The 14,458-nt window shown below is 32.0% G+C and carries 12 protein-coding genes; 3 read left to right on the top strand and 9 right to left on the bottom strand.

All coding sequences use genetic code 11. The features are described 5' to 3' along the window. The 4 genes from moaA to J2Z35_RS03025 form a co-directional block, all read right to left on the bottom strand. Positions 1–951, bottom strand: coding sequence for a GTP 3',8-cyclase MoaA (moaA, locus tag J2Z35_RS03040; protein WP_209659211.1), 951 nt, complete (start codon positions 949–951; stop codon positions 1–3). Continuing rightward, the gene (locus J2Z35_RS03035) at positions 944–2,845 is read right to left on the bottom strand and encodes a molybdopterin biosynthesis protein (protein WP_209659209.1); all 1,902 of its coding nucleotides are present in this window, start codon (positions 2,843–2,845) and stop codon (positions 944–946) included. The genes moaA and J2Z35_RS03035 overlap by 8 nt, the downstream gene beginning before the upstream one ends. Before the next feature lie 10 nt (positions 2,846–2,855). Beyond that, the gene (locus J2Z35_RS03030; protein WP_209659207.1) at positions 2,856–4,064 is read right to left on the bottom strand and encodes a molybdopterin molybdotransferase MoeA; all 1,209 of its coding nucleotides are present in this window, start codon (positions 4,062–4,064) and stop codon (positions 2,856–2,858) included. Between the two features lie 153 nt (positions 4,065–4,217). After that, entirely contained in the window at positions 4,218–4,706 is a 489-nt protein-coding gene (locus tag J2Z35_RS03025; RefSeq protein WP_209659206.1) for a MogA/MoaB family molybdenum cofactor biosynthesis protein, read from the bottom strand. A 150-nt stretch (positions 4,707–4,856) separates the two neighbouring features. Between J2Z35_RS03025 and J2Z35_RS03020 the strand changes: the two genes are divergently transcribed. Together J2Z35_RS03020 and J2Z35_RS03015 are read left to right on the top strand one after the other, a co-directional pair. After that, positions 4,857–5,771 (top strand): TIGR01212 family radical SAM protein, encoded by a 915-nt coding sequence (locus tag J2Z35_RS03020; RefSeq protein WP_245330729.1) that lies wholly within the window; start codon positions 4,857–4,859, stop codon positions 5,769–5,771. Between the two features lie 77 nt (positions 5,772–5,848). Next, positions 5,849–7,576 (top strand): phospho-sugar mutase, encoded by a 1,728-nt coding sequence (locus tag J2Z35_RS03015; RefSeq protein ID WP_209659204.1) that lies wholly within the window; start codon positions 5,849–5,851, stop codon positions 7,574–7,576. Positions 7,577–7,640: 64 nt separating this feature from the next. Here the strand turns inward: J2Z35_RS03015 and J2Z35_RS03010 are convergent, their stop codons facing one another. Continuing rightward, on the bottom strand, positions 7,641–8,066 hold the full coding sequence (locus tag J2Z35_RS03010) for a hypothetical protein (protein ID WP_209659202.1): 426 nt from the start codon (positions 8,064–8,066) through the stop codon (positions 7,641–7,643). A gap of 103 nt (positions 8,067–8,169) precedes the next feature. Continuing rightward, positions 8,170–9,648, bottom strand: coding sequence for a bifunctional diguanylate cyclase/phosphohydrolase (locus tag J2Z35_RS03005; protein ID WP_209659200.1), 1,479 nt, complete (start codon positions 9,646–9,648; stop codon positions 8,170–8,172). Between the two features lie 310 nt (positions 9,649–9,958). On the opposite strand from J2Z35_RS03005, the gene J2Z35_RS03000 reads away from it, so the two are divergent. Beyond that, positions 9,959–10,942: a metal ABC transporter substrate-binding protein gene (locus tag J2Z35_RS03000; protein WP_209659198.1), complete on the top strand. Its 984-nt coding sequence runs from the start codon at positions 9,959–9,961 to the stop codon at positions 10,940–10,942. A gap of 92 nt (positions 10,943–11,034) precedes the next feature. On the opposite strand, the gene J2Z35_RS02995 is transcribed toward J2Z35_RS03000, so the two are convergent. From J2Z35_RS02995 to ytvI, 3 genes are all read right to left on the bottom strand, one after another. Further along, on the bottom strand, positions 11,035–11,574 hold the full coding sequence (locus tag J2Z35_RS02995) for a DUF2179 domain-containing protein (RefSeq protein WP_209659196.1): 540 nt from the start codon (positions 11,572–11,574) through the stop codon (positions 11,035–11,037). Between the two features lie 25 nt (positions 11,575–11,599). Next, entirely contained in the window at positions 11,600–13,069 is a 1,470-nt protein-coding gene (locus J2Z35_RS02990; protein WP_209659194.1) for a lipase family protein, read from the bottom strand. A gap of 164 nt (positions 13,070–13,233) precedes the next feature. Then, positions 13,234–14,367 carry a sporulation integral membrane protein YtvI gene (ytvI, locus tag J2Z35_RS02985; protein WP_209659192.1) on the bottom strand — a complete coding sequence of 378 codons (1,134 nt, stop codon included), beginning with the start codon at positions 14,365–14,367 and terminating at the stop codon, positions 13,234–13,236. Between the last annotated feature and the right edge of the window lie 91 nt (positions 14,368–14,458).

The raw sequence follows: 14,458 nt of genomic DNA, 5'->3' as shown, positions 1-14,458 counted from the left end.
TCATCCTCCTATCTTAGACATTCCTCTTATTATATACTCCATGTTTTCAAGGTTATGTTTCTTAGGTTTTGATATTATTGCAGATTTCATCTTTTTATCGATAGCCTTCATATCGTTGGAAACTCCCTTTACATCAATTTCTTGATTGGAGTGAAGACAGGGCTTTAATTTTCCATCAGCTGTAAGACGAATTCTATTACAGGCTTCACAGAAATTACATGAGATAGGTCTTATAAGACCTACTTTATATTTATGACCAGGTATCTTATAGTATTTTGCAGGAGAAGAATAATCATAGCTTTCTTCCTCTATAAGAGATGGGCAAAGGTTTAAAACTTCCTGTGCAGACATAAAATGTTTCTTCGCATAGCTAGCTGTATTTCCTATAGGCATTAGTTCAATAAATCTAACTTCAAATCCATATTTACTAAGTCCTACAAATTCTGGAATCTCGTTGTCATTAATACCTTTTAGAAGAACTGTATTTATTTTTATTCCTTCAAATCCAGCAGAAATCGCGCTTTCTATTCCTCGTTGGACGTCAATGAGTTTAGCACCTCTTGTAATCATAGAAAATGTCTTTTCCTCCATGGAATCAAGACTTATATTCAGTCTATCTGCCCCAGCAGATTTAAGATCTTTTGCCATACTTTCAAGCAATACTGCATTTGTCGTGATAGCTATCTCTTTTATTTTGTCTATGTTTTTTATTTTTTCTACAAGATTAATTATTCCTTTTCTTAAAAGAGGCTCTCCGCCTGTTAGTCGTATCTTGGTGATTCCATTTTCTGCTGCGACTTTACAGATATTTTCTATTTCTTCAAGTCTTAATATTTCGGCATGACTTTTTTTCTCAAAATTATCGGATATGCAGTATCTGCACCTCAAATTACAAAGATCTGTTACAGATATTCTCAAATAGCTTATATCTCTATTGTACTGGTCAATCATCGTAATCACCTGACCTTATTATCTTCGGTTCATCAACTTTATATCCACCAAGCTTTTCTAGCTTTTCTTTAAAATCTTTGGAGGATATAGCCTTTAGTATCTCACTGAATCTATAATCCTCAATAAAATATTTTTTCATTACAAAGTCATACTCTTCATATCCAATTTCTATAAAGTCAAGATCCATGGCCTTCGCCGCAGAATATACTCCCATAGCAACATCTGCTCCATCTTCCAACACCTCTGCTGCTACCGCCATATGAGTTGTAAGTTCTCTTTCATATCCATATATAGAGCTTTTATTTATATTCAAATCCTTTAGTTTATAATCCAGGAGTACTCTAGTACCAGCGCCTCTTTGCCTATTTACAAACTTTATATCCTCCCTTGTCAAATCTTTTATTTCGGTTATATTTTTAGGGTTTCCTTTTTTTACTATAAGGCCTTGAAGTCTTTTTATGGATTTTAAAACTGCCCAGTCCTCTCCTAGATATTTATTTAGGTAGCTTATGTTGTATAAACCTGTCTCTTCATCTAAAAGATGACTTGGCGCTATATGACATTCATTTGTTTTTAGGGACAATATGCCGCCAAGACTTCCTGAATTATTTGAGGAAAGTGGAATCATGTCAGATAAAATATCCATTATCAAGTCATGACTTCCTATTGATACTATTTTTCTGTCTATATCCCCCAAATCCTTCAAAAGCCTTACCTTGACAACTTGGCCTTTTTCTATTCCTTCTACATTTCTTGGAACTTCAATAATCCCATCTGCTTTTACAAGGCTCATTGTGATTCCAGCTCCCCTTTGTAAAGGGGTAACTATGGTCTTGTCATCTACTCTACCCACCTGAACTCTTACAATTTCTTTATGCTTTAGTGATGAAGTGATCCTCTTGCTTAGTATTCCTTCTATGTATTTTATTTTTTGAGACTCTATATTTAGCAAACTTTCTAATAGAGGTCTTACAAATTCATCGAAGGCTACAAATGCAGAGACTGGGTATCCAGGTATTCCAATTACTGGTTTTTGATTTATTATTCCTAGTATAGTGGGTTTGCCAGGTTTTAGAGCTACGCCATGACAATGTACCTCCCCTACTGACTCAATTGCCTTTAAAGTATAATCTTCAGTTCCAGCAGATGAGCCTGCATTTACAATTACAATATCTGAACTTTGAGAAGCTTCTATTATCGTATTTTTCAATTCTTGCAAATCATCTCTTATTATATTTTTAATTAGAGGGTTTCCCCCAAGTTTTGTAATTAATGCCGAAAAAAGTATGGAATTTGAGTCCATTATTTTTCCTTTTCCTATTTCCTGTGGATTTGATATTATTTCCTTACCTGTTGGTATTATTGAGATTTTAGGTTTTTTTACTACTTCTATTTCTTGGACTCCTCCCTGAATCATAGATGCCATATCAAATGGATTTATGCGTTTAGCAGATGGAATTATCATTTCATTTGCAACTATATCTTCCCCAACTGGCCTAATGTGATCGAAAGGCTTAGAGGGTGAGATTATAGATATATGTTCATCGTCTGACTCTATTACGTCTTCTATCATAATCACGCTATCATAAGGGGCTTTGATAGGATTTCCAGTATTTACATAGTCAAAGTCTACTGATTTTTTCAAAACTATAGGGTTTACTTCAGAAGCCCCTTTTGTAATTTTATGGTTTAAGGCTATTCCGTCCATTGCCGCTGCATGGTAATACGGGGAAGATTTTTTGCTATATATAGGGCAAAAACTTATCCTATCTAGTGCTTCTTTGATATCTACCTTTTCAGAAGAGGGTAGTAGTTTTAGTATGGATTTATAAGTTTCAAGTGCTATAGAAGGGTCTGAGTTTCCTATATAGATATTTCTCTGATTTTTTGTCATTTTGTCCTCCTTAAAAAAAGTTGACATTCACTTCTTGTTCTTTGTACAATCCTTCGCTATCCATAGGAATTTCTATATATCCATCTGCTTCAGAAAGACAGCTTATCATAGAAGATTTCCCCAATATGGGAATTGCCCTTTCTTTTTCGATTTTTACAAGCTGTATGGTATGCTTTCCAGGAGCTGAGTGGACATTTGTAGAAATTTTGTAAACTCCTACACGTTTTTTTGCACTACATTTTTCTAATTTGTTAATTATGGCTTTTACTACTACTTCAAATACGCTTATAGCTGCTCCAGGGTGTCCCGGCAATCCTACTATTGCGGTTTTTTCAGATACTCCTAGTATAGTAGGTTTCCCAGGTTTTATTGAAATCCCATGAACAAATACTTCCCCCATAGATTTGATTACATCGTATGTATGATCTCTGTCTCCTACTGAGCTACCTCCAGATATTAACACCAAATCACTTTTACTTATAGCCTCTTTAAGGGTCTTTTCAAAGAGAGATTTGGTGTCTTTTAAAACTACTTTGGACATTACTTCACAGCCACAGTCTTTTAGCATAGCCTCTATGGCATAGGTATTTATATCTCTTATCTTTCCTTCTTCTATTTTTTCATTTATATCTATAAGCTCATCCCCTGTAGAGATTATAGTGCATTTTATTTTTTTTCTAACCTTCACTTTATCTATTCCAACAGATGCAAGAATTGCTATTTCCTGTGGTCTTATTTTTTTTCCTTTTTGTATTATTTTAGCTCCTTTTGAGATATCATCCCCAGCTTTAATTATATTTTCTAGATGAGCAACCCCTTTATATAAAGCTACTTCATCTTCAGATAACAGCTCTGAGTGCTCAATCATTACTACAGCATCAGAATTTTTAGGGACCATTGCACCTGTAGGAATATAAGCTGCCTCCCCAGATGATAAGCTCATTTTGGATTTTTTCCCCATTTCAATTTTTTCTACTATTTTATGAATGGATGGTATAGCCTCTGATGCCCCAAAGGTATCATTTGAAATCACGCTATATCCATCTACTGTAGATCTGTTAAAATGTGGCAAATCCTCTGGAGAGATTATATCTTCGGAAAGTACTCTTCCTAATGAATCTAAAATATTGATATCTTCAGATTCAATACATATATCACTATATTTCTTTTCAATAAGCTCTAAAACCTCTTTATACGTCAAAGTGTTAAAAAAATCCATTTTAATGCCCCCTAGCAAGCCAATAAATTTAAAAATTCTAATATTTGTAAATTTTCCGATATTATAGAATATTAATATTTCTTTCATTTTAAAACAATATTCATAAACATACAATTGGAAATATCATATTTATATATTTTAATATATGGATAATTATTTCCTTGCACATTCTGAGCTTTTACCCAAAAGAATATCTAAGCCGTGATAAAGCGTATCTATTACAAATTCAAGACTTTCACGAACTGCTTTAGGACTTCCAGGCATATTTATAATCAAGCTATCATCTTTGATTCCCGATGTAGCTCGTGATAGCATAGCTCTTTTAGTTATATTTAGACTATTATATCTTATTGCTTCCGAAATTCCTGGAGTCTTTCTTTCAATAATCTCTTCAGTAGCTTCTGGAGTCACATCTCTTTTAGAAAACCCAGTACCTCCAGTTGTGATTATAAGGTTGACTTTATTATTTATCATATTGTAGAGAGCTTCTTTTATTTGCTCCTTTTCATCGGGAACTATAACCTTTACGGTAACATCGAATCCCGATTTTAAAAGTATCTCTTCGATTACTTTTCCACTTTCATCCTGTCTTTCACCTTTAGAGCCTTTGTCACTAGCTGTCAGTATTCCTGCCTTATACATAGTCCACCTCTTTTCTAAATATTCTGTCATCTTAATTTATATTATAACAATATTTTGTGTTTTTTTATACCATTAAACCTTTTAAATATGGTCTTTTTTTCTGATATAATGTATTAAAATTAATTTGATTGAAAAAGAAAGGTTTTTATTATGTGGAATGATAAAAGATACCATAGCTTGAACTATGAATTAAAAAAAATATTTGGGGAAAAGATAATAAAGCTTTCTATCGATGGAGGTTTTACTTGCCCCACCAGAGATGGCACTAAAGATACTAAGGGGTGTATATTTTGTAGCGAAAGAGGCTCAGGAGATTTTGCTGGTTTTTCAAGCACCCATATTCATGAGCAAATGAAAGAGCAAATAAACCTTCTTAAAAACAAATGGCCTAATGGTAAATATATAGCATATTTTCAAAATTTCTCAAATACCTATGATGATATAGAGAGGTTGAGAGAAAGATATGAAAAAGCCTTAGAGTTTGAAAACGTTGTTGGTCTAGCCATTGCGACGCGCCCAGACTGCATATCCAAGGAAATAGTTGATTATCTATCTACCCTTAATAAAAAGACATTTCTTTGGGTAGAGCTTGGACTACAGACTTCAAATGACTCTACAGGTGAGTTTATAAGAAGAGGATATTCTTCTAAAGATTTTGATAATGCAGTAGATTTACTAAATAATGCTCAAATTAGAACTGTTGGTCATGTAATTCTTAGTCTTCCAGGAGAAACTAAATTGGATTTTGAAAATACTATAAGACAGATGACTAAAAAAAATATTTGGGGTATAAAGATACATATGCTTCATATATTAAAAAATACAGACCTTTATAAATATTATCTTGAAAATCCATTTCCTCTCTTATCTCAAGATGAATATGTCAAATTGGTGTGTGATCTCCTTGAAATCATACCAAATGAAGTGGTAATACACAGATTAACTGGAGATGGTCCTAGGGAATTACTACATGAACCTTTATGGACTGGAGACAAAAGAAGAACTCTTAATTCAATAGACAAGGAATTAAAGAAAAGAAATACTCTACAAGGCTTTCGAGCATAACTAGATTTTTAGTTCATTTTTATATTAAAATAGGGTAATATTATTCTAAACAGCTAAATTTAGGAGGGATTAAATTTATGGAACTTTATATGAAAAACTATGAAAAATGGGTCAATGATTCTTTTATTGACGAAAAAACAAAAAAAGAGTTAGAAGAGATAAAGGATAATAAATCTGAGATTGAAGATAGATTTTATCAGGATTTGGAGTTTGGTACTGCTGGACTTAGAGGAAAAATTGGTGCAGGAACAAATAGAATGAATGAGTATGTAATAGCTAGAGCTACCCAGGCTTTTGCTAACGTAATAAATAAGCATGGAGAGGACTTTGCAAAAAGAGGAATAGCAATCGCTTATGACTGTAGATTATTTTCTCCTGAATTTGCTAAACAAACGGCCCTTGTAATGGCGGCAAACGGAATTAAAGCCTATCTTTTTGAATCTTTAAGACCAACTCCTGAACTTTCTTACGCTGTAAGATACTATAACTGCAGCGCTGGAGTTAATATAACAGCAAGCCATAATCCAAAAGATTATAATGGCTATAAAGCATATTGGCAGGAAGGCTCTCAAATTAAATCCGATATAGCAAATATGATTTTGGAAGAAATATCAAAAATTGAGTCTTTTTCAGAAGTTTCTATTATGGGTGAAAATGAAGCTCTTAAAAAAGGCTTGCTTGAATATATAGGAAAAGAAGTTGATGATAGCTATATTAATGAAGTAAAGGGAGTTTCTATAAGAGATAAAGAACTTGATAAATCTATCAAAATAATATATACACCTCTTAATGGCGCTGGAAATATTCCTGTAAGAAGAGTTCTTTCTGAGATGGGATATGAAAATGTATTTGTAGTCAAAGAACAGGAACAACCAGATGGAACATTCCCTACTATAGAATACCCAAACCCTGAAGATTTAAAGGCATTTGAGTATGCTGAAAAACTAGCCGACGAGGTAGATGGAGAGCTTTTGATTGCAACAGATCCAGACTGCGATAGGCTTGCTGTCCAGATAAGACATAACGGAAAAATAACTCCTCTTAATGGTAATCAAACTGGAGTAATCCTTATAAATTATATATTGTCATCTTTAAAAGAAAAAAATAGAATTCCGGAAAACCCAGTTATTGTAAAATCAATAGTTACAGGCGACATGGGAACAGCTATTGCAAAAGACTACGGTGTAGAAATGATAAATGTTCTTACAGGCTTTAAAAATATATGCGCCCTTCCTAATGAGTATGACAAAACCAAAGAAAAAAACTTCATTATGGGATATGAAGAAAGTATAGGTTATGCAATTGGAACATTCGTAAGAGACAAAGACGCAGTATCAGCATCCCTTATGCTTGCAGAAGCCGCAGCATTTTATAAAGCTCAAAACAAGACACTAATTGATGTGTTGAATGATCTTTTTGAAAAATACGGTTATTATCAAGAAAACACTATTTCTTTAGTACTTGAAGGAATAGAAGGACAAAAGAGAATAAAAAGAATGATGGAGCAGTACCGTGAAAAATATCCAAATAATATTGGAAGCTCTAATCTTATGAAAAAAATAGATTATGAGATTCAAATATCAACTGATATTTCCAGCGGGAAAGAGTCTAAAATCGATATCGAAAAAACAGATGCATTAAAGTTTTTATTTGACGATGGATGCTGGTATGCTTTAAGACCTTCTGGGACTGAGCCAAAAATAAAGCTTTATGTATATTCGAAGGCAAATACTTTAGAACTTGCCCAAGAAAAACTAAAAGAATTTGAAAAAGATGTACTTGAAAAACTTCACTCAATAGAATAAAGCTAAAATAAAAAACAAAGCTCATAATATTAATCGAGCTTTGTTTTTTTATTTGTTATTATAGCTATCTTAATTTAGGCCCACCTTGACCTTTTTGAGGTCTCATTACCTGAACTCTTACTGGCTGAAACTGGATTATTTCATTTGACTTTTCTTCAAAATAAACTCCATAATAATTTCCTGTTTTCATAGAAAGCTTTCTAAGAGAGAATAGTTTTTTTGAAATTTTTCCGTTTTTCATTATAATAGCGTACTTTCCAAACTTGCCCTTTGGAGGAGTTATAGACAAGACCTTGCCTTCAAAATAATACTTTTTTCTTTTTAATGAAACAAAAATTCTTATTAAGAATGCACCTAAAGCTGCTGCTAATACAATAAAAGGTGCTTTAATCCACCAGCTATTTATAAAAATAGCACCTGCAACAAGAGCTATAAATACAACAACCATAGCGGCTATCCTTAGTATGGCTTTTCTTTTTTCACTTTCCAAATGCACATCCCACCTTAACTATATATTTGACAAATTACATTATACCAAAAAACATCGTAATTCCCAACCTTTAATATATAATCCTAGGGGAGATTTCATATTTCTAACCCAAAGATTTTTTTTGAACTATTTGTTGCTCCACCTCTTCAAATATCTCTACAATTTTAGGGTCATATTTTTTCCCTTTTTCTTTTCTAATAGTTTCTAAAGCTTCATCAAAAGTCATTTTTTTTCTGTAGGGACGTTCACTAATCATTGCGTAAAATCCATCTATAAGGGCCATCACTCTTGAGTTTAAAGGTATTTCTTCTCCCTTTAAACCCCTAGGATATCCATTCCCATCATAGTGTTCATGATGATATAATATATCTTCAGCTATATATGACAGTCCTTTTGTCGCTATCGCTATCCTATATCCTACTTCTGGATGTTTTTTTAATATTTTCCAGTCTTCTTCAGTAAGGGTATCTTTTTTTTCAAGGAGTGATTCAGGAATAGAGAGTTTTCCTATATCCTTATAATCACTTAATAAAATAAGAGAGTTTATCTGTTCTTCATTTAGTTTTAATTTCGCTCCTATTTTTTTTATCAACTGTTTCATATCTACAAATTCTTTAATTTTATTATCTTGGTGTGCTATCGCAAGGGATTCCTGCAATGTCTCAAGTATGGTATCTTTGAGCTTGATTCCCTCAAGTAACTTTGCTTTATACATTTTATCTTCAGCTTTTGAAAATTCTTTCATCAGGTTTCCTGCAAGAACATCTTTTGTAATTCCTCCAAAAGAAATACTTGGCTTTACTTTGAAATTTTTTAAGGCTTTTATTTTTGCTTTTATTCTGTTTTCTACGATGTCTCTTTCTTTTTCATTTGTCTTTGGCAAAATTATGGCAAATTCATCTCCTCCAAGCCTAGCCACTATATCATCATCTCTTGATGAGTTTTTTAATACTCTTGCTATAGCTTTGAGTATCCTATCCCCTTCTTCATGGCCAAAAGCATCATTTGTAAGCTTTAAACCATTTACATCCCCAACTAGAAGACTAATCGGAAGATTTTCCTTTTTATTAAGATCTTTTATCATCATTTCAAAATAACCTCTGTTGTAAAGCCCAGTAAGAGAATCATGAAGGCTTAGATATTCAATTTTTTCTTTCATTACTTTATCTTCTTTTGAATAAACTGCAATTCCTAGCATTCCAATTAATCTTTCATCTGGTGCCGAAAGTCTTACCTTAAAAATATCTAAATTTATTTCTTCCTTTCCAATTAAAAAATTCTTGGAATAGTGAAGTATTTCGTCACTTCTTACTACAAAATCTTTTGATTTAGTCATTTCCTCTAAGATATCTTCTCTAATCTCATCTACAGAGCTTACTTCTAGTTCATTTAGTATCTTTGAATTTACAAATATTATATTGTCATTCATATCTACTGCCCAAACTGCTAAAGGAGAATTTTCTAAAATTGCATTTAAAATTGCATATTGATATATAAATTCATCCTTTAATCCTTTAACTAATTTTGTTTTGTATGGTAAAGGATTTATATCTAACATATTAAAGTAGTTTTTTTTATTCATTTCATTACCCCCTTACCAACAATACTTGTTAAAATTTATAAGTAAATATTTAAAGGAAGAAAAAGGTAAATTTTTTTTATAATTTTATTATATTCGTTTTTATATACTTATCCTATGTACTGATTTTCAAACTCATTTTGTTGAAATCTCGAAAAAATTATTACAAAAGTAGTTTTTCTTCTTAATATTTAAATACCATTATTTTTGAAGAATAATTCATATTTTTTATTTATAAATGAAAAAATAAATGATATACTGTTAAAAAGTCTTATTGCAAATAAATTGCATTTACGAAAATGGAGGTTAATATATGAAAAAAATTATTTATTTTACATTTGTCATTGCATTTTCTATTCTTATAATAGGCGGATGCACAAATAATCAAACTGAAGTAGAAGATACTCCCCAAAGCATTGAAGAAGTATCTGATTATGAAGTTCCAAAGGTATATGCATCATTTTATCCTATTTGGGATTTTGCTCAAAGGATTGGCGGAGAAAGAATAGACCTTGAGCTTATTATTCCAGCAGGTGCAGATCCTCATCATTTTGAAATAAGTGCTAGAGGGCTTGCTGATATGGAAAATGCAGACTTAATATTTTTAAACGGACTAGAATTTGAACCATGGGAAAATGACTTAAGAAGCATTGCTCAAGGAAATGTAATATCTCTAGGAGAATATGCCAGACCTCTACCTTTTGGAGATGATCATCATAGTCATGGGCACGACCATAATCACGACCACGATGGAGAAGATAATCATGAGCACGGTCTAATGGACCCTCATGTTTGGCTTGACCCAAATAGAGCAATAGATATGAGCTCTGCACTTCTTGATGCACTCATAAGCATAGCTCCATCTAATGAAAATTACTATAAAGCTAATTTCGAAGAACTTAAAGATGAACTAGATGAACTTGACAGAAAGTATTCGGCTCTTAAAGATATAGAAAATAAAAAACCTATTGTAGTATCTCACAACTCATACGGATATATTTCAGATACTTATGGAATAGAGTTTTATTCAATATCTGGAATGTCAGCTGAACAGGAACCTAGCCTTAGAGTTCTTTCTAATATAATAGAGCTGGTAAGGGAAAAAAATATAGAAGTTATATTTTTTGAAGAGCTAGCAAATGAAAAGGTTGCTCAGACTATAGCCAGTGAAACCGGAGCAAAAACTGATGTGCTTTATACAATAGAAGGTATGACAGAAGAAGAAATCCAGTCTGGAATGGGATATATTTCAAAAATGAATGAGAATCTAAATAAGATACTAGAAGCTATTCAATAAAAGCTTTATACTAAGTTAAGAAAGAACCTTACTCATAATTTACAAAATATGGATAAGGTTCTTTTTAATTATGATTTTAGATATAAGGTTTTTTACACACGGTTATTCGGATTCATCATTGATGTTGACATGTACCCTCCAGAATGAGAAGTTATATCATTTACTGAAATGAAGGCTTTTATTTCTTTTTTCTGTAGATAGTCGTATACTTCGTTAACTCTCTTTCTCTTCAGAGTGATAAGCACCATTAATCTCTCTCCATCCTTACCTTCTCCTCTGAAAATAGTTATTCCAAAACCTTTTGCTCTTAGCTCATCAATTATATATCTAGATTCATCATTAATTATAAGTCTCATCTGGACATCTCCAAATGCTAAAAGTCTCTCAACTCTAGATCCAATTAAGTTTCCCAGAGAAAAACCTATAGCATAAGCAATAAGATACCACCAGTTGTCTAGCTGGCTTACAACATTTCCTAGAACTTTAATATATACTATTACCTCTACAAAACCAATCATTGCTGCAACCTTAGACATTCCTTTAGTAAGAAGTATAGTTCTTACAGTGGCTAAGGACACATCACAAATCCTTAAAGCTATTATCATCAACATATTTATAATCAAAATCCCCATAGTCAATCCTCCAAAAAATAATTAATTACTCACTAATATTTATAGTATCATTTCTTCTAATATCTATACTTCTCACTTTACTCATATTCCCACTTTTGTCAATTGCAAAATATGTCAATCTACTCCCTTGAGGACTTACTATTCTGTATCCTCCTTCATATTCATAAGGTCTTATACTAGGATATCCATCTCCCAAGGAATAATATATCTTTACTTCTTCATCAGAAAAAAGGGTGATTTCTGAGTTTTTAATCTCCCTATATACCCTTGGAGGTGTCAAATCACCCCGTGGATGATTTATAGCCTCGTGATTTAGTACAGAAATATACCACGACATGGTATGATGCTTTAGCTTTCTTCTTGTTACCTCTTCAATAAAAAAGTATATTCTATCCATTGCAGATCTTTTAGAATCCACATCACTATCTTCTTCAATAAATACTCCTTGATCATATACTCGCTCGTTACCTATCTGCCTGAACTCTGGATTATTGGTCCTAAAAATAAAAGCAAGTAGTCTGGATTTATTTAAATATTTGTTTTCAGATATGAAACCTGCGACAACATCTCTAATATAATCAAAAGCCCTTACCCCTCTATTACTATAGGGTACTATATCATATCTTTCCACAATTCTATGAAAAGTCAACATATTAGTAATATTGTCTGAAGAAAAATATCTTTTTTCAAAGGTCTGATCTGTAAAAGGGGGAGCTCCAAAGCTATATACGGCTATGTTTTCCCTTGGGACATTGTTTATTTTTTCATCAACGAGCATAGCTCCATAAATTGCTGCCATTGCACCACCAGAGCTATGGCCATTTAAAATAAAAATATCTTTTGAGTATTTTGCTTCATCTATAATTTCTCTTAAGGTTTTACTACCTAGATATATACTTTCTTCCAGTTCTTGAAAAGCCTGTACACATGCCAGATATCCTCTATGAACCTTGACATCTTCTAGCTCTTTATGCATGCTATCTTTTGCAGATATGGCATTTATGAGCCAGTCCTCATGGACTTCTTCTGGTTTGTTAAGTCCTTCTGTCCCTCTAAATGTAATAGAGATTACTCTTACAGTATCACCATTTACATTCACCCATTTATATCCTACTATTGCCTGTGTAGAAGCCTTTGCTAAGTTTTTTATTTTAGGAGAATCAATGCCTATACTGCCACTACTTCCTTTTCTTATAAATCTCCATAACCCTCCATAGCTTTTCAAAAACTCATCGATATCAAATCTTTCTGTTTGATACTGATGAACTAACTGTATGTCATCAAAATTATTTTTATATAATATTTCTCCAAAGTATCTGTTTGAAGAGTCTACTAGCTCTGCTTCTCTAAGCTCTACTGGATTTCTATAGCTTTGTGAAGAGCTATAGGCTGAAAACTGAGCCAAAGGATATGAAAACTCAGGGTTATATCCATATATTTCTCCAATTCCTCTTGCATAATCCTGATATTTTGGTAAATATTCTCTATCTCCCAAAATAATATAGGGTCTTTCCTGAGCAAGGGAAATTTGAGAAAATATAATTAAAAAAAATAAAACGGCAAAAATAACTTTTATATATCTTTTCATTACTAAGTTCAGTCTCCCAGCTATTTGACAATCTATACCTGTATTATAAACCTTTATATCTCTTTAATCTACTAAAGGCGTCTGTAATTATTGATATCTTCTATCATCTCTTTAGTAACTGAAATAGCCTTATCAAATACACCTTCTCTATATAGATTGAAAAGTATAAGACCTAATGGTATTGCAATGAGCATACCTAAAAAACCTCTAAATTTGAATCCGGTATACATAAGAACAAGGGTAACAAGAGGATCTAATCCAATTGAATCTCCAATAAGCTTTGGCTGGATTACTTGTCTAGTTACCTGAACAGTTGTATATATAATTAAAAGTCCAAAAGCCGTAAAATAATCCGATGTCAAAGCCTTAAATAATGCCCAGGGTATAAGTATTATTCCTGAACCAAATAAAGGCAAGAAATCAAGTACTGCAATGAGTATTGTTAAGATAAAAATATAATTTACTCTTAAAACCAAAAAACCTATGAGAACTATAAAAACTACTATTATCATTAATTGGAACTGTGCTTTAAAATATCCACCTAAAACCACTTTTAGATTTTTAGAAATAAAGTAGTATCTATGAAGTATATAATTTGGAGTTATATCATTTATAAATGAATTTAGTCTATCTCTATCCACTATAAAAAAATATGCCGCTAGTATAGTAATTATTATATTAAGGAGAGTACTTGGAAGATTTTTGGCAATATTACCTGCGGCTACAACAGTTGGAATCCCCATGTTTTGGATAAATTCTCCAATATATTCACTTAGGTTTTCTGTTACTAATATTAGGTTATCCTTTAAAGGTGGCGGAAGTATTTCGTAGAATCTTATAAGATTCTGCTGAACTTTTAATATATCCGATTCAAGATTTTCATATATTTGAGGAAGATTTGAAACAAACTCTACACTCTCCGAATAAATCTTAGAGAAAGCAAAATATATACTAAATATAATTAAAGTTAATACACTGATTATTATTATAGCAGAGCTTAATTTTCTAACAATATTCACCTTGGTTTCTAGAAATTTCACAAGAGGATTAGCTATTATAGAAATTATCCATCCAATTAGGAAGGGCATAAAAAAAATCAAAGCCCTAGGAACTATAAAAAATATAATTAAAACCATAATAATAAGAAATATTATATTTACAAATATTTTGAGATATTTATTCGAATAATTATTTTGACTGTTCATAAGAGTATCTCCTTAATAAATAGTTGAAATATAGTAAATCTTCCAGAATTTATATTAGATAATTATACCCAATTTTTCATGTGCAATTCTT

It is taken from the genome of Acetoanaerobium pronyense (genome assembly GCF_017874355.1).
GTDB classification, from domain to species: Bacteria; Bacillota; Clostridia; order Peptostreptococcales; family Filifactoraceae; genus Acetoanaerobium; species Acetoanaerobium pronyense.
The sequence above is the reverse complement of the archived record's forward strand: the minus strand, read 5'-3'. Positions and strand labels throughout refer to the sequence as shown.